This window comes from Glycomyces sp. NPDC047010 (assembly GCF_040644205.1).
Classification (GTDB): domain Bacteria; phylum Actinomycetota; class Actinomycetes; order Mycobacteriales; family Micromonosporaceae; genus Glycomyces.
In genome coordinates this window covers 343,686-359,498 of the sequence record NZ_JBEYVY010000006.1, presented here as the reverse complement: position 1 = coordinate 359,498, position 15,813 = coordinate 343,686, and the positions used below count along the sequence as shown (strand labels likewise).

Below are 15,813 nucleotides of genomic sequence, written 5' to 3'. Positions count from 1 at the left end.
AGTTTTCAAGCAAAACTAACTGGCTTCGGGTGTTTTGCCCAGCCTAATGCGAGTGGACCACGCGACAGGTCCCGGTCGGCGCCCCGGGCCGCTACTGCGACGCGGTCTGGAGCGCCTGGAAGCGCTCGTAGCGCAGCCGCTCGGGCCACGTGTCGTCGAGCGGCGGGAGCTGCGAGGGGTCGACGCCGACCGCCCACGCCAGCAGCAGGTCCGCGAGCTTTGGGTTGCGGGCCAGGCCCGGCCCGTGCATGTACGTGCCGATGACGTGCCCGGCCCAGGCGCCCTCGGTCGCGCCGTCGTTGCCGACGCCCGCGGTGACGCGCGCGAGCGGCTGCACGGCCTCGCCGAGGTGGGTGCGGCCGCCGTGGTTCTCGAACCCGGTGATCGGGCCGATGCCCAGCTGCGGGTGGGCGTCGCCCGCGATCTCGCCGACGGCCCGCGACGGGCCCCGGTCCGAGCGCAGGTCGAGGATGTTCAGGCCCTCGTAGGCGCGGCCGTTCGCGTAGAACGAGGAGCCGAGGAGCTGGTAGCCCGCGCAGATCGCGAGGATCGGCTTCCCGGCCTCGGCGGCGCGGCTGAGCGCGCCGTCCTGGAGGAGCCGGTCGGCCGCGACGGCCTGCGGGCCGTCCTCGCCGCCGCCGATGAGGTACATGTCCGCGGTGTGCGGGATGTGCTGGTCCGAGCGGATCTGCATGGGCTCCACGTCGATCCCGCGGGCGCGGGCCCGGTGGGCGAGCACGAGGAGGTTCCCCCGGTCCCCGTAGGTCGACAGGAGGTCGGGGTAGAGCCAGACGATGCGCAGGGTGCTGATTGCCACGGTCGGTCGCTCTCTTCTCGCTAGTTGACCCGGTTGAATTCGGCGCGGATGTCCTGGAACGCCGTGTAGTTCGCGACGACCTCCACCGGGCCCGGCGGCACCGCCGCGATGGCCGCCCGGATGTCGTCCACCACCAGGAAGTCGACCCCGTCGACCTCCAGGCGCACGGCCAGGTCGGTGCGCCGGTCGCCCGTGACGACGACCTTCCGGCCCGCCAGGGACGTGAAGTCCACGTCGTAGATCCACGACGTGTCGAAGCCGTCGACCTCGCGCGCGTTCAGCGACAGGACCACCGGCGGCACCGGGTCGATCATGTCGAACGACTCCAGCCAGCCCGCCGGGTTCTTCGCCAGCAGCAGCCGCAGGTGCCGCCCGTCCCGCTCGACCTTCGCGTACCGGCCCGCGACCGACGCGACCTCCGACAGCCGCGGCGCCGCCAGCGCCGGGTCCACCCCGAACAGGCTCGCCACGGCGAGCGCGGTCGCCGCGTTCGCGCGGTTGACCCGGCCCGGGAGCTGGAGGTTCAGCTCGTAGCGGCGCCCGTCCGGGCCCACCACGGCCTCGCCCTGGTGGGCGACGGACCACTGCGGGCTCGGACGGTTCAGGCCGCAGTTCGTGCAGCGCCAGAACTCGCCGAAGCGGTCCAGGTGGGCGCCGCAGTTCGGGCAGATCGCCGAGTCCGCGGTCCAGCTCTGGCCCGCCGCGACCCACACCACGCGCGGGCACACCGACGCGGCCCACACGATGAGCGGGTCGTCGGCGTTCGCGACGATGGTGGTCTGCGCGGCCGACGCCTGGAGGGTCTGGCGCCACTTCGCGGCGAGCGCGGTCACCTCCATGGCCCGGTCCAGCTGGTCCCGGGAGAGGTTGAGCAGCGCCACGACCTTCGGGCTGGCCGCGTCCAGCAGCTGCCCCAGGTAGTGCTCGTCGCATTCGAGGGTCGCGTACTCGGCCTTGGGGGCCTTCGCGAGCGCCGTCGTGTGCCCGGTGGGCATGTTCGCGCCGAACGAGTTGGTGGCGACCTTCCCGATCGACTCCAGCGCGGCCGTGGTGAACCGCGTGGTCGTGGTCTTGCCGTTGGTGCCGGAGATCAGCACGACGTGCCGCCCCTCGGCGAGGAGTTCGAGCAGCCGGGGTTCGACGATCAACCCGACCCGGCCGCCGATCACCGAACCGTCGCCCCGGCCCGTGGCGCGCGACAGCGCCGCCGCGGTCCTGAGGAGCGTGGTGGCGAATTTCGCGCGTGGGGTCAGATTCGCGCTCATGCGGGCTCGCTTTCGGCTTGAACGGACTCGGCGACTGTTGAGAAGAGTTTGTCACACGACTCGGCGAACCCGTGACGAGCGGCGGTGAAGCGTGAGGCGCCCCGCCCCAGCGGAGCCCGCCCGCCCCCGCCCTCCACTGTGACCGATCGGGGACGGCCCGTGCGCGGGATCGGCGACGCAGCGTGCGCCCTGCGTCGCGCAGCGTCGGATCCCCTGCGTCCCAGGCCACTCGAACGAGTGAACAGTGAGTGAAACTCGCCTTTCGCGCCCCCTGTTGCGCAAGCGTCACTCCACTCCCCTCCACCACCCCTGACCAGCTCCGACGCCGCGCCCAACACGGATGCCACGCGGAAACAACCCCCATAGGTGGGGGAGAGTGGAGTAAGGTGGGGCGCAATGGCGGGGCAGGTGACCCGCCGGAGCGGTCGGGGAGGCCGCGCAGTCTGAGAGTCACGGGGGGTGGCGCCGATGTTCCTCGGCACCCATACCCCGCGCCTGGACGACAAGGGCCGCGTCATCCTTCCCGCCAAATTCCGGGAAGGACTGGCGGAAGGAGTCGTGATCACCAAGGGCCAGGAGCGGTGCCTCTACGTGTTCCCCGAAGCGGAGTTCACCCGCATCGCCGAGAACCTCCAGCAGGCCCCCATGTCCAGCAAGACCGCGCGCGCCTACAGCCGCGTGTTCTTCGCCTCGGCCCACGACGAGATCCCCGACAAGCAGGGCCGCGTCACCATCCCGCAGCGGCTCCGCGACTACGCCGGACTCGACCGCGACCTGGTCGTGATCGGCGCCTCCAACCGGGTCGAGATCTGGAACGCCCCGACCTGGGACGAGTACCTGGAAGCCTCCGAGGAGGCTTTCGCCGACATCGAAGAGGGCGACCTGCCCGAAGGAATGTGAGAAGGAGGTGAGCGCAATGTCCGACGCACCGCACGTGCCCGTCATGCTCGACGAGGTGCTGGAGTACCTCGCGCCCGCCGCGTCCCGGCCCGGCGCGCTCGCGGTCGACGCCACCCTCGGCGCCGGCGGCCACACCGAGGCCCTCCTCACCGCGCACCCCGGACTCACCGTCATCGGCGTCGACCGCGACCCGAACGCCCTCGACCTCGCGTCCAAGCGCCTCGCCGGATTCGGCGACCGCTTCCTCCCGGCCCGCGCCGTCTACGACGCGATCCCGGACGTGCTGCGCGACAACGGCTTCAAGGCCCTCGACGCGGTCCTGTTCGACCTCGGCGTCTCCTCGATGCAGCTCGACCAGCGCGACCGCGGCTTCGCCTACAGCCAGGACGCGCCCCTCGACATGCGCATGAACCCCGACGACGACCTCACCGCCGAGACCGTCGTCAACACCTACGAGCCCGGCGAGCTCGTCAGGATCCTGCGCACCTACGGCGAGGAGAAGTTCGCGACCCGCGTCGTCTCCGCCATCGTCAAGGCCCGCGCCCAGGAGCGCATCACCTCCACCGCCGTCCTCGCCGAACTCGTCAAGGACGCCATCCCGCAGGCGGGCAAGCGCACCGGCGGCAACCCCGCGAAGCGCACCTTCCAGGCGCTCCGCATCGAGGTCAACGGCGAACTCGACACCTGGGAGCGGGCCCTGCCCGCCGCCCTCGACCACATGAACCCCGGCGGCCGCGTCGTCGTCCTCTCCTACCACTCCCTCGAAGACCGCATCACCAAGCAGGAACTGGCCAAGCGCGCCAAGTCCAACAGCCCCGCCGGACTGCCCGTCGACCTCCCCGGCACCGAGCCCACCTTTCGACTCCTCACGAAGAAGGCCCAGCAACCGACCCAGACCGAACTCGACCGGAACCCGCGATCGGCGCCCGCCCGGCTCCGCGCGGCCGAACGGATCGCACCGTCCACAGGAGCAGGAGGCGCAACATGAGCGACCAGTACCGTCGTGCTCAGGCCGACCCCGAGGAGATCATCAAGGCCGCCCGCCGCCGGGCCCGCGCCGCGTCCTCGCGGCGCCGCGGCCTCGTCGGCGACTCCTCCGACGCTCCCGTGTTCGAGGGGAACCTCGCCGTCCAGCCCGCGCCCGTCGAGACCGCGCCCGTTGAGGACCTGGTCGAAGCGCCGACCCGCGCCCCGGCCGCGCCGCAGCGCGAGACCGTCGTCATCCCGCGGACGAAGACCAGCGAGCGCACTTCGGCGAAGCCGGCCCCCGAGCCGGTCGAGGTGCCCCGCCCGGCGTTCGTCGGCGGCATCGTCGGCCTCGTCGTCGCGGGCATCGTCGGCCTGCTGCTGCTCAACTCTGTCATCAACGAGGACGCCTACCACCTCCAGGACCTGCGGAGCCAGGGCGGCGACCTCGACCAGACCGAGCAGGCGCTGGCCGACGAGCTCACGAATCTGAACTCGCCGAACAACCTCCAGGCCGAGGCGTCCCGCTTCGGCATGGTGCACCCGGAGAAGGTGACGTTCCTGTACCTCCCCGGCGGGGAGACCATCGAGATGCCCTGGAACGAGGAGTAGGGAGTTCGATGACCGAAGCCGATCCCCCGCGCCGGCGCGACCCCTCCTCGATCAGCCGGGCGCGCCGGTACACGCCCCGCGGACGCACGGTCCGCGAGGCGGCGGAGGCGGGAGAGGACAACCGGGCCAGGGAGAACGGGGCGCGCGACCGCGAGGCCGCGCGCCGCGAGCGCAACCGGGCCGCACAGCAGGAGAACGGGACCGAGGACCTCGCGGCGAAGCGCCGCCGCGAGGCCGCGGCCCGCTCCCGCGAGCGGCGCGAGCGCGAGACCGGCACGATCCCCGAGACCCGCACCGAGACCCGCCCCGCCCCCCGTACCTCCGGTCCCCGCCGCAGCGCCAGGTCGGAGCCGGTGCGCCGCACCGGGACCGTCCGCTCGAACGCGACCCGCCGCACCGGCACCCTCGGCCCCCAGCGCCGCCCGCTCTCCCGCGAGACCGGCCCCGTGGTCGTCAAGCCGCTGCCGCACCTGCCGAAGCTCGGCAGCCCGCGGCGGCGCCTGCGCATGGCCGCGGCGTTCGTCATGATCCTCCTGGTGCTCTCGGGCACGCGCCTGATCCAGCTCCAGGTCACCGACTCCGCGGCGTACGCGGCCGAGGCGATGAACCAGCGCCTCACGACCGAGCCGCTCCCGGCCGAGCGCGGGGCGATCCTGGACCGCAACGGGAACCGCCTCGCCTACTCGATCGAGGCGAACTACATCGCGGTCGACCCCGGCATGGTCGAAGGCGACCCGGCGACGCTGTCGAGGGCGCTCGGGACACTGCTGGGCCGCCCGGCTTCGGAGATAGAGCCGATCATCTCGACGAAGGAGACCGCGCAGGGCGACCCAATCCGGTTCGCGTACCTCCAGCGGGGCGTGGACCTCGCGGTGGGCGACGAGATCGAGGAGATGGGGAACCCGGGGCTGATCGTCGGCGACGACGAGCGCCGCGTGGTGCCCGGCCGCGACCTGGCCGCGAACATCCTCGGCTTCACCGGGGGCGACCAGGGCGAGGGCCTCGCCGGCATGGAGGCCCAGTACAACGAGTGGCTCTCGGGCACCGACGGCGAGGTCTCCTACGAGCGCAGCCAGTCCGGGCAGCCGATCCCGGGCGCGTTCTACCGGGAGGAGTCGCCCGAGCCGGGCAACGACCTCCAGCTGACGATCGACGCGGACCTCCAGTTCCAGGTGCAGAACATCCTGGAGCGGACCGTGACCGACCACGACGCGACGTTCGGTTCGGCGATGGTCATGGACGTCCACTCCGGCGAGATGCTGGCGATGGCCTCCACGCCGACGTACGACGCGGCGGACCCGTTCGACGTCGACAGCGACGAGGCGTACCGCGACTACGGCACCCAGGCCACTGTGGACCCGGGCTCGATCCACAAGGCGATCGTGTTCGCCGCGGCGCTCGAAGAGGGCTGCATCACGCCGGACGGGACGATGCCGGTCAACCAGACGATCACCAAGGGCGACCAGGAGTACCACGACACCTACCAGCACGGCGACGCCGTGCTCAGCCTCGCCGGGATCATCGCGCAGTCCTCGAACGTGGGCACGATCGAGCTGGCCGACTGCATCGGCAAGGACAAGCTGTACGAGTACCAGCGGGCGTTCGGACTCGGCGAGCTGACCGGCGTCGGCGTCGCGGGCGAGGCCACCGGCATCCTCCAGGAGCCGCAGAACTGGTCGGGCACGTCGTACGGCTCGGTCCCGATCGGCCACGAGGGCACCGCGACGATCATCCAGATGGCGGCGGTGTACGCGGCCATCGCGAATGACGGCGTGTACGTGCAGCCCACGGTGATCGACCACCTCGTCAACGCGGACGGATCGGTCGAGGAGCAGGACGAGCCGGAGACGCGGCGGGTCATCTCGACCGAGACCGCGCAGGAGCTCCAGTACCTCCTCCAGGCGCCCATCGCGGCCGACACCGGGACGGGCCGCAACGCCCAGCTGGAGAACTACCACCTGGCCGGGAAGACCGGCACGGGCGGGCTCGTGGTGGACGGCGAGTACGCGCCGGGCAACGTGGCCTCGTTCGTGGGGTTCGCGCCGGCCGAGGACCCGCAGTACGTCGTGGCCGTGAGCGTCTACGTCCCCGGCGGGGGCGGCGGCGGTTCGACCACGGGCGAGGCGTTCAAGGAGATCAACGAGTTCGCCTTGGGCTACTTCGGGGTTCGTCCCGCGACGACCCCCGCTCCGGTGTTCGACGTCTGGGGATGAGGCGGGGCGTGATGCTTCCCGGAAACCTCCCCGAGGGGGAATCGGGGGTCGGCGTCCGGCGTTAGCATCGAAGGCGTCAAGGAAGAAGGAGCCGATTGTTTTGAACGATGACCCTTGGGCACTGTGTGAAGTCCTCGCCGAGCCGCCGGAGGCCCGGGGAGCGGTGCTGCTGCACTTCCTGGACGGGTTCATGGACGCGGGCCAGGCGGGACGCGGGGTCGTGGACCACCTGTTCAAGACCTGCGAGCACACGCCGATCGCCTCATTCGACGTCGACCAGCTCATCGACTACCGGTCCAGGCGGCCCAACCTGACGTTCTCGATCGACCGCTGGTCGGACTTCGAGGCGCCGCAGCTGGTCGTCTACCTCATGCGCGACGCCTCCGACAAGCCGTTCCTGCTCATGACCGGGCCGGAGCCGGACTTCGCCTGGGAGCGGTTCGTGGACTCGGTGGAGGACCTGGTCGAGCACTGGCACGTGCCGCTGACGCTCGGGTTCCAGGGCATCCCCATGGGCGTCCCGCACACCCGCGCGCTCGGCATGACCGTCCACGCGACCCGCCCCGAACTGGTCTTCGACAACCGCCCCGTGTTCAACGAGGTCACCGTCCCCGGGAACGCCGCGGGCCTGCTGGAGTACCGCCTCGGCGAGTCCGGCCGCGACGCGATCGGCCTGTCGGTGCACGTGCCCCACTACGTCATGCAGATGACCTACCCGGCCGCGACGATGCGGCTCCTGGAGGGCATCCGCGAGGCCACCGGCCTCGACCTGCCCGCCGACGCGGAGCTGGAGACCGAACGCGCCCAAGTGGACACGGACATCGCCGAGCAGGTCGCCGAGTCCGACGAGGTCGCCGACGTCGTGAAGACGCTTGAGGAGCAGTACGACTCGTTCACCGAGGCCGCCGACGCGGACGAGATGCTCCAGGAGGGCCGCATCCCGACCGCCGACGAGCTGGGCGCCGCGTTCGAGCACTTCCTCGCGCAGAGGGACAACAAGCGCGACGACGACTAGGCAGCGCACGCAGAACGGGGCCCGACCTTCCGGTCGGGCCCCGTCCCTCGTCTCGCGGCGCTTACTTGTGCTTGTTCTTGGAGGCGGTGCGCCCGCGCTCCTTCTGGTCCAGCACGACCTTGCGGATGCGCACGGTCTCGGGCGTGACCTCCACGCACTCGTCGTCGCGGCAGAACTCCAGGGACTGCTCCAGCGACAGCAGGCGCGGCGGCACCACGTTCTCCGTGGAGTCGGCCGCGGCGGCGCGCATGTTGGTGAGCTTCTTCTCCTTGGTGATGTTGACGTCCATGTCGTCGGAGCGCGAGTTCTCGCCGACGATCATGCCCTCGTACACCTCGGTGGTCGGCCCGTAGAACAGGACGCCGCGCTCCTGGAGGTTAATCATCGCGAACGCGGTGATCGCCCCGGCCCGGTCGGCCACCAGCGAGCCGTTGTTGCGGGTGCGCAGCTCGCCGAACCACGGCTCGTGCTTCTCGTAGATCGAGTGCGCGATGCCCGTGCCGCGGGTCTGCGTCAGGAACTCGGTGCGGAACCCGATGAGGCCGCGGGAGGGCACCAGCCACTCCATGCGGACCCAGCCCGAACCGTGGTTCGTCATGGTCTCCATGCGGCCCTTGCGGGTCGCCATGAGCTGCGTGATCGCGCCCAGGTGCTCCTCGGGGGAGTCGATGGTCATGCGCTCGACCGGCTCGTGGGTCTTGCCGTCGACCTGCTTCGTGACCACCTCGGGCTTGCCGACGGTGAGCTCGAAGCCCTCGCGGCGCATCTGCTCGACCAGGATCGCCAGGGCCAGCTCGCCGCGGCCCTGCACCTCCCAGGCGTCCGGCCGCTCGGTCGGCAGGACCCGGAGCGAGACGTTGCCGACCAGTTCGCGGTCGAGGCGGTCCTTCACCTGGCGGGCGGTGACCTTGTGGCCCTTGCCGCCCTTGCCGACCAGCGGCGAGGTGTTCGTGCCGATGGTCATCGAGATCGCCGGCTCGTCGACGGTGATGAGCGGCAGCGCGACCGGGTTCTCCGGGTCGGCGAGGGTCTCGCCGATCATGATGTCGGGGATGCCCGCGATCGCGCAGATGTCGCCGGGGCCCGCCTTCTCGGCGGGCTTGCGGGTGAGCGCCTCGGTCATGAGCAGCTCGGTGATGCGGACGTTCTGCTGGGTCCCGTCGCGCTTGATCCACGTGACGGTCTGGCCCTTGCGCAGCTCGCCCTCCTCCACGCGGCACAGCGCGATGCGGCCGAGGAAGTTGTCGGCGTCGAGGTTCGTCACGTGCGCCTGGAGCGGCGCGCCGTCGGTGTACTCCGGGGCCGGGACGTGCTCGATGATCGTGTCGAAGAACGGCTTCAGGCTGTCGGAGTCCTCCGGGACCGTCCCGTCCTTCGGCTTGTTCAGCGAGGCGACGCCGTCGCGCGCGCAGGCGTAGACGATCGGGAACTCGATCTGGTCCTCGTCCGCGTCCAGGTCGAGGAAGAGGTCGTACGTCTCGTTGACGACCTCGTCGATGCGGGCGTCGGGACGGTCGGTCTTGTTGATGCACAGGATGACCGGCAGGCGGGCGGTCAGGGCCTTGCGCAGCACGAAGCGGGTCTGGGGCAGCGGGCCCTCGGAGGCGTCGACCAGCAGGACCACCGCGTCCACCATGGACAGGCCGCGCTCGACCTCGCCGCCGAAGTCGGCGTGGCCGGGCGTGTCGATGATGTTGATGATCATCTCGGAGCCGTCGGCGGGGTTGGCGTAGTGGACCGCGGTGTTCTTCGCGAGGATCGTGATGCCCTTCTCGCGTTCAAGGTCACCGGAGTCCATGACGCGGTCGTCGACGGCCGCGCCCTCGCGGAAGGCGCCGGCCTGCTTCAGCATGGCGTCGACGAGGGTGGTCTTGCCGTGGTCGACGTGGGCGACGATGGCGATGTTTCGCAAGTCAGAGCGTGTAGACACGACGACAATTGTCGCTCAGTGAGCCCGTCCACCTGGCGTCAACCCAGGTGATCGCGGACACCCCGCCCCCGCCACGCCTGAGAGTACTGCTCACATTGATGCTTTCCATGACAGATCGTCCGCCCATTCATACACTGTCGTGCTATGGGCGCAATCCATATATCCATCCGATTCGTTATGGTTCTCGCACTCGCCGCCGGAGCGATCCTCGTCGGCGCGCTCCCCGGCTACGCCAAGATCACCGGCGCGATCGTCTCGACGACCTCCGGCACGATCAACGTGCGATCCGGACCCGCCACCGACCAGAAAGCGGTCGCCACCCTCGCCAAGGGCGCCAACCCCGAGGTCTACTGCAAGACCCGGGGCGAGCAGATCGCCGGACACGTGCGCACCTCCTCCACCTGGCTGCGCATCGGCACCGACCGCTGGATCTCCAACGGCTACGTCACCTGGTCGCCCTCGCAGGACGTCCCCTGGTGCGCCGCCAAGACCAAGGCGCCCACCTCCTCCACCGTCACCACCGGCGGCGGCGAGCTCAACGTCCGCGCCGCGGCCTCCTCCACCGCCGGACGCCAGGGCGGCCTCGCCAACGGCGCCAGCGTCCTCGTCCAATGCCAGGTCTGGGGCCAGCAGGTCGACGGCACCGCCGGGAAGTCCGGTGTCTGGTACAAGATCGGCGACAAGCGCTACCTCAGCGCCGCCTACATCAAATGGAGCGCCGGCCTCCCCTGGCTCCCCTGGTGCGGCCAGGACCCGCCCGCCGTCCCGCGCGGCGGCAACCAGGGCTTCATCGACGCCCACGCCGCCGCCGCCCAGGCCAGCGACCGCGAGACCGGCGTCCCCGCCTCCGTCACCCTCGCCCAGGCCATCCTGGAGACCGGCTGGGGCAAGGGCGCGCTCGCCCGCGAGGACCACAACCTGTTCGGCATGAAGTGCTTCGGCTCGCCCGGCGACCACGCCCTCGGCTGCCGCGACTACGCCACCTTCGAGTGCAGCCCCACCGGCGGCTGCTTCGACATGGACGCGACCTTCCGCGCCTACGCCTCCGTCGAGGACTCGTTCCAGGACCACGGCGACCTGCTCTCCAACTGGTCGCGCTACGCCACCGCCATGGACCACGCCGACGACGCCAAACGCTTCGCCACCGAGATCCACAAGGCCGGGTACGCCACCGACCCGAAGTACGCCGAGAAGCTCATCGGGATCATGGACGACTACGACCTGTACAAGTACGACTGACGAGTGAACCTGAACGGGCCGGGGCGACAGCCCCCGCCCGTTTTTCTTGGCGGTGAAGGATGAGTGAAAGCTCACACTCGGGGATCGAACCCCAGCTCCGAGCGAGGTAACCTCGACAGGCGGCCCGCCGCCGGGGCCACCCCGGCGCTTTTTCGTACAGCGGGCCTCCCAGAACTGTCGGACCCGAAGGTTAGATTCCCAACGTGGCCAACGAGCACTCACCGACCGAACCGAAACAGCACTCAGCAGGCACGATCGTCGTCCGCGGCGCGCGCGAGCACAATCTCAAGGACGTCGACCTCGACCTCCCGCGCGACTCGCTGATCGTCTTCACCGGCCTCTCCGGCTCCGGGAAGTCCTCCCTCGCGTTCGACACGATCTTCGCGGAGGGCCAGCGCCGCTACGTCGAATCGCTCTCGGCCTACGCCCGCCAGTTCCTCGGCCAGATGGACAAGCCCGACGTCGACTTCATCGAGGGCCTCTCACCGGCCGTCTCCATCGACCAGAAGTCCACCTCGCGCAACCCGCGCTCCACCGTCGGCACCATCACCGAGATCTACGACTACCTGCGCCTCCTCTACGCCCGCGTCGGCGTCCCCCACTGCCCGCAGTGCGGCGAGGAGATCGGCCGCCAGTCGCCGCAGCAGATCACTGACCAGATCATGGCGATGGAGGAGGGCACCCGCTTCCAGGTCCTCGCCCCCGTCGTCCGCAAGCGCAAGGGCGAGTTCGTCGACCTGTTCGCCGACCTCCAGCAGCAGGGCTACGCCCGCGCCCGCGTCGACGGCGAGGTCTACGCCCTCACCGACGTGCCCAAGCTCAAGAAGCAGGAGAAGCACGACATCGACGTGGTCATCGACCGACTCTCCGTCAAGCCCTCCTCCGTGCAGCGCGTCACCGACTCCGTCGAGTCCGCGCTCGGCCTCGCCGACGGCGTCGTCGAACTCGACTTCGTCGACGTCCCCGAAGGCGACCCGGCCCGCACCCGCCGCTTCTCCGAGAAGCTCGCCTGCCCCAACGACCACCCGCTCCAGCTCGACGAGCTGGAGCCGCGCACGTTCTCCTTCAACGCCCCGTTCGGCGCCTGCCCGGTCTGCCACGGCCTCGGCGTCCGCAAGGAGGTCGACCCGGAGCTGGTCATCCGCGACCAGGAGGCCACCATCCGCGACGGCGCGCTGGCGCCGTGGTCCTCGGTCGGTATGGGCGACTACTTCCTGTACCAGATCGTGTCCCTCGGCGAGGCCGTCGGCTTCGACGTGGACACCCCCTGGGCCGACCTGCCGAGCCACGCGCAGAAGGCCGTCCTCTACGGGTTCGACGAGACCCTCCAGGTCGCCTACCGCAACAAGCGCGGGCAGCGCCGCTCCTACGAGACCCGCTTCGAGGGCGTCGTCCCGTGGGTCGAGCGGCGCCACCACGAGACCGACTCGGAGTGGACGCGCGAGAAGTACGAGCTGTTCATGCGGGAGATCCCGTGCTCGACCTGCGAGGGCACGCGCCTGAAGCCGGAGATCCTGGCGGTCACCGTCGAGGGCCTGTCGATCCACGAGGTCTGCACCCTCTCGATCAACGACTGCTCCTCGTTCTTCAACGCGCTCAAGCTCTCCGACCGCGACACGATGATCGCCGCGCCGATCGTCAAGGAGGTCACGGCCCGCCTCCGCTTCCTGCTCGACGTCGGCCTCGACTACCTCACCCTCGCCCGCGCCGCCGGGAGCCTCTCGGGCGGCGAGGCCCAGCGCATCCGCCTCGCCACGCAGATCGGCGCGGGCCTCGTGGGCGTCCTGTACGTGCTCGACGAGCCCTCGATCGGCCTGCACCAGCGCGACAACAACCGGCTCATCGCCACGCTGGAGCGCCTGCGCGACCTGGGGAACACGCTCATCGTCGTGGAGCACGACGAGGACACGATCCGCATCGCCGACCACATCGTCGACATCGGCCCCGGCGCCGGCGAGCACGGCGGCGCGGTCATCTACTCCGGTCCGGTCGCGGGCCTCACTGACGCCGAGGGCTCGATCACCGGCGACTACGTGGCGGGCCGCCGCAGCATCCCGGTCCCGGAGCAGCGCCGCAAGCTCGACCCGAGCCGCGAACTCGTCGTCAAGGGCGCCACGGGGAACAACCTCAAGGGCATCGACGTGGCGTTCCCGATGGGCTGCATGGTCTCGGTGACCGGCGTGTCCGGCTCGGGCAAGTCCACGCTCGTCAACGAGATCCTCTACAACACGCTCGCCTCGGAGATCAACGGCGCCAAGCTGGTCGCGGGCAAGCACCGCACGATCACGGGCCTCGACGGGGTCGACAAGGTCGTGGGCGTCGACCAGTCGCCGATCGGGCGCACGCCGCGCTCGAACCCGGCGACCTACACGGGCGTGTTCGACAAGGTCCGCAAGCTCTTCGCGGGCACCCCGGAGGCGAAGGTCCGCGGCTGGGGCCCGGGCCGGTTCTCCTTCAACGTCAAGGGCGGGCGCTGCGAGGCGTGCGGCGGCGACGGGACCCTGAAGATCGAGATGAACTTCCTGCCGGACGTGTACGTCCCGTGCGAGGAGTGCAGCGGGGCCCGGTACAACCGCGACACGCTCAAGGTCCACTACCGCGGCAAGACCATCTCCGACGTCCTCGACATGCCGATCGAGGAGGCGGCCGATTTCTTCGAGCCGATCCAGTCGATCCACCGGCACCTGAAGACCCTCGTGGACGTCGGCCTCGGCTACGTGCGCCTCGGCCAGCCGGCCCCGACCCTGTCGGGCGGCGAGGCCCAGCGCGTGAAGCTCGCCTCCGAGCTCCAGAAGCGCTCGACCGGCAAGACCGTCTACATCCTCGACGAGCCGACCACCGGCCTGCACTTCGAGGACGTGCGCAAGCTCCTCGGGGTCCTCGACGGCCTGGTGGACAAGGGCAACACGGTCATCACGATCGAGCACAACCTTGAAGTCATCAAGTGCTCCGACTGGGTCATCGACCTCGGCCCGGAGGGCGGCGACAAGGGCGGCACCCTCGTCGCCACCGGCACCCCGGAGGAGATCGCCGCGATCGCGGCGAGCCACACCGGCGAGTACCTGCGCCCGCTCCTCGGCCTCGAAGGCAAGGGCAACGGCACGGGCGCCGCCGCGAGGCGCGCCAAGACCGGCAACGGCCGCACCAGGAAGTAGCACCGGCTCGACATGAGGGGCGCGGCCGCCAGGCCGCGCCCCTCATGCATTGGGCCGTCGGGAGGTTGGTCCCAATCCGGGGCTCGGGCGTGTCGCTTCGCCGTCGCCCCCGTCTTCAACGATCCCACAGGGGTCCGACATCGGTGGGCCCCAACCGGATCACGCGCTCGGGCGTGTCGGTTCTCGGCCGCCCCCGGATTCAACGATGGCATCGGGGTACGACAATCCGTCGCCGAGCGCCGAGCGCCGAGCGCCGAGCGCCGAGCGCCGAGCGCCGAGCGCCGAGCGCCGAGCGCTGCGAAGCGGCGCTCGGCGGCGGGTCGTTGCGGGTTGTGGGGCAGGCGGAGTGCGAGCATCGGGGGATGTTGTACGCCGGGGCGGTCGTGGTCGCGATGTTCGTGGTTCCGGGGGTGCGGCGGGCGGTCGTGGTCGCGACGGAGCGGCGGCCCGCGTGGTGGCTGGTTGCGGCGGTCGCTGTCGGGGCTGCGGTGCTGATCGCCTGGCGCGGTGAGGGACCGCTGCATCTCATGGCGCTGTCCCTTGTGGGTGCGGCCGGGATCGCGGCCGGGTGGATCGACGCCTACGAGAAGCGGCTGCCCGATGTGCTCATCCTGCCGCTGTACCCGGCGGTCGCCGCGCTGCTCGTCGCCGCGGGCGGCGGCGACCGGCTGCTGCGGGCCGCCGTCATCGCCGCGGTGGCGATGGGGCTGTTCGGGATCGCCTGCGCCGCCGGGCAGGCCGGGTTCGGGGACGTGAAGCTCGCCGGGCTGCTCGGGCTGGTGCTCGCGTGGGAGGACTGGCGCACCGCCGCGGTCGCGCTCGCGGCCACCGCGTGCATCGGCGGGGGACAAGCGGCGGTGGTGATCGCCATGGGCCGCAAGGACTTCCCGTACGGCCCTGCGATCCTCCTCGGGGCCGCGGCCGCACTCGCCGTAGGCCCGCTCGCCGCTTCCTGAATGCGAGTTAGGTTCGGGCGGAGAAATGTCGTACCCGTGGGGCAGGATTGAAAATGGGGGGTCCCCAGGGGTCCGATTTGTGGAGACGCTCCCGAAATTCCAGCCGTCACCCGATCGTTGCGCGGTTTTCTCGATTCGGCTTTGCATGGCCGGTGCCGTAGTTATATTCATGGCCGACCTGGCATCAAAGGGTCACACGAGACACCGAGTACTGAGAGGTGACAGTGATTCGTTTCATCGCCAAATCCGCCATCGCGGCAGGCGCCGCCGCAGCCCTCGCCGCCGGAGCCGCCGCACCGGCGTTCGCGGCCGGCCCGTCCGAAGGCGGCCACTACGACCCGGACGACTGGGGAGGCGTGAACTTCCTGTCGAACCTCTGCGTCGGCAACTGGAGCGGCGACGTCCTCAGCCTGCTCAACGTCGGCAAGAGCGACGTGACCAGCCTGTGCAACGGGTGGGACCAGAACCCGAACGGCGTCAACGTCGCCTCCAACGTCTGCGCGCTCAACTGGGACTGGAGCAACGCCGCCAGCCTCGGCCTGCTCGGCGTCTCCGACGTCGACACGGTCTGCGACTGGACCGACGACGAACTCGCGGCCCACGCGAACTAGTCCGTCCGGGGCCCACCGGCCCCGGTGAACGACGCACTGCCGCGGCCCGACCGGCCCGGACGCACGTCGAGGGGCGGCCATCGAACGATGGCCGCCCCTTTCGCCGTCCCCGGGCTCACCCTTCCCGGTCGCGG

Annotated in this window: 12 protein-coding genes; 9 read left to right on the top strand and 3 right to left on the bottom strand. The window is 70.5% G+C overall.

The features are described from left to right. Positions 1-91 precede the first annotated feature (91 nt). Both AB0A65_RS14990 and AB0A65_RS14985 read right to left on the bottom strand, forming a co-directional pair. A complete protein-coding gene (locus AB0A65_RS14990; protein ID WP_359951499.1) occupies positions 92-817 on the bottom strand; it encodes a glutamine amidotransferase in 726 nt (241 codons plus the stop codon). Between the two features lie 20 nt (positions 818-837). Further along, the gene (locus AB0A65_RS14985; protein WP_359951497.1) at positions 838-2,082 is read right to left on the bottom strand and encodes a MurT ligase domain-containing protein; all 1,245 of its coding nucleotides are present in this window, start codon (positions 2,080-2,082) and stop codon (positions 838-840) included. 468 nt (positions 2,083-2,550) lie between these two features. Here AB0A65_RS14985 and mraZ point away from each other — a divergent pair, with 468 nt between their 5' ends. The 5 genes from mraZ (at position 2,551) to AB0A65_RS14960 (ending at position 7,788) form a co-directional block, all read left to right on the top strand. After that, a complete protein-coding gene (gene mraZ / locus AB0A65_RS14980) occupies positions 2,551-2,982 on the top strand; it encodes a division/cell wall cluster transcriptional repressor MraZ (RefSeq protein ID WP_106364785.1) in 432 nt (143 codons plus the stop codon). Between the two features lie 16 nt (positions 2,983-2,998). Continuing rightward, on the top strand, positions 2,999-3,970 hold the full coding sequence (rsmH, locus tag AB0A65_RS14975) for a 16S rRNA (cytosine(1402)-N(4))-methyltransferase RsmH (RefSeq protein WP_359951495.1): 972 nt from the start codon (positions 2,999-3,001) through the stop codon (positions 3,968-3,970). After that, entirely contained in the window at positions 3,967-4,560 is a 594-nt protein-coding gene (locus tag AB0A65_RS14970; RefSeq protein WP_359951493.1) for a hypothetical protein, read from the top strand. The genes rsmH and AB0A65_RS14970 overlap by 4 nt, the downstream gene beginning before the upstream one ends. Positions 4,561-4,568: 8 nt before the next feature. After that, positions 4,569-6,773, top strand: coding sequence for a penicillin-binding protein 2 (locus AB0A65_RS14965; protein WP_359951491.1), 2,205 nt, complete (start codon positions 4,569-4,571; stop codon positions 6,771-6,773). A 100-nt stretch (positions 6,774-6,873) separates the two neighbouring features. After that, positions 6,874-7,788 carry a PAC2 family protein gene (locus tag AB0A65_RS14960; protein ID WP_359951489.1) on the top strand — a complete coding sequence of 305 codons (915 nt, stop codon included), beginning with the start codon at positions 6,874-6,876 and terminating at the stop codon, positions 7,786-7,788. 61 nt (positions 7,789-7,849) lie between these two features. Here AB0A65_RS14960 and typA read toward each other — a convergent pair whose 3' ends face one another. Next, on the bottom strand, positions 7,850-9,718 hold the full coding sequence (typA, locus tag AB0A65_RS14955; protein WP_359951487.1) for a translational GTPase TypA: 1,869 nt from the start codon (positions 9,716-9,718) through the stop codon (positions 7,850-7,852). A 177-nt stretch (positions 9,719-9,895) separates the two neighbouring features. On the opposite strand from typA, the gene gsmA reads away from it, so the two are divergent. From gsmA to AB0A65_RS14935, 4 genes are all read left to right on the top strand, one after another. Beyond that, positions 9,896-10,957 (top strand): sporangiospore maturation cell wall hydrolase GsmA, encoded by a 1,062-nt coding sequence (gene gsmA / locus AB0A65_RS14950; RefSeq protein ID WP_359951485.1) that lies wholly within the window; start codon positions 9,896-9,898, stop codon positions 10,955-10,957. Between the two features lie 254 nt (positions 10,958-11,211). Then, positions 11,212-14,112: an excinuclease ABC subunit UvrA gene (gene uvrA / locus AB0A65_RS14945; protein WP_359951610.1), complete on the top strand. Its 2,901-nt coding sequence runs from the start codon at positions 11,212-11,214 to the stop codon at positions 14,110-14,112. Between the two features lie 362 nt (positions 14,113-14,474). After that, the gene (locus tag AB0A65_RS14940) at positions 14,475-15,068 is read left to right on the top strand and encodes a prepilin peptidase (RefSeq protein WP_359951483.1); all 594 of its coding nucleotides are present in this window, start codon (positions 14,475-14,477) and stop codon (positions 15,066-15,068) included. 218 nt (positions 15,069-15,286) lie between these two features. Further along, positions 15,287-15,679: a hypothetical protein gene (locus AB0A65_RS14935; protein ID WP_359951481.1), complete on the top strand. Its 393-nt coding sequence runs from the start codon at positions 15,287-15,289 to the stop codon at positions 15,677-15,679. Positions 15,680-15,813: the final 134 nt, after the last annotated feature.

Excerpts from the sequence above, each read along its gene's own strand:
- AB0A65_RS14985 (WP_359951497.1), bottom strand. The coding sequence starts at position 2,082 with ATGAGCGCGAATCTGACCCCACGCGCGAAATTCGCCACCACGCTCCTC.
- mraZ (WP_106364785.1), top strand. The coding sequence starts at position 2,551 with ATGTTCCTCGGCACCCATACCCCGCGCCTGGACGACAAGGGCCGCGTC.
- rsmH (WP_359951495.1), top strand. The coding sequence starts at position 2,999 with ATGTCCGACGCACCGCACGTGCCCGTCATGCTCGACGAGGTGCTGGAG.
- AB0A65_RS14970 (WP_359951493.1), top strand. The coding sequence starts at position 3,967 with ATGAGCGACCAGTACCGTCGTGCTCAGGCCGACCCCGAGGAGATCATC.
- AB0A65_RS14965 (WP_359951491.1), top strand. The coding sequence starts at position 4,569 with ATGACCGAAGCCGATCCCCCGCGCCGGCGCGACCCCTCCTCGATCAGC.
- gsmA (WP_359951485.1), top strand. The coding sequence starts at position 9,896 with ATGGTTCTCGCACTCGCCGCCGGAGCGATCCTCGTCGGCGCGCTCCCC.
- AB0A65_RS14940 (WP_359951483.1), top strand. The coding sequence starts at position 14,475 with ATGTTGTACGCCGGGGCGGTCGTGGTCGCGATGTTCGTGGTTCCGGGG.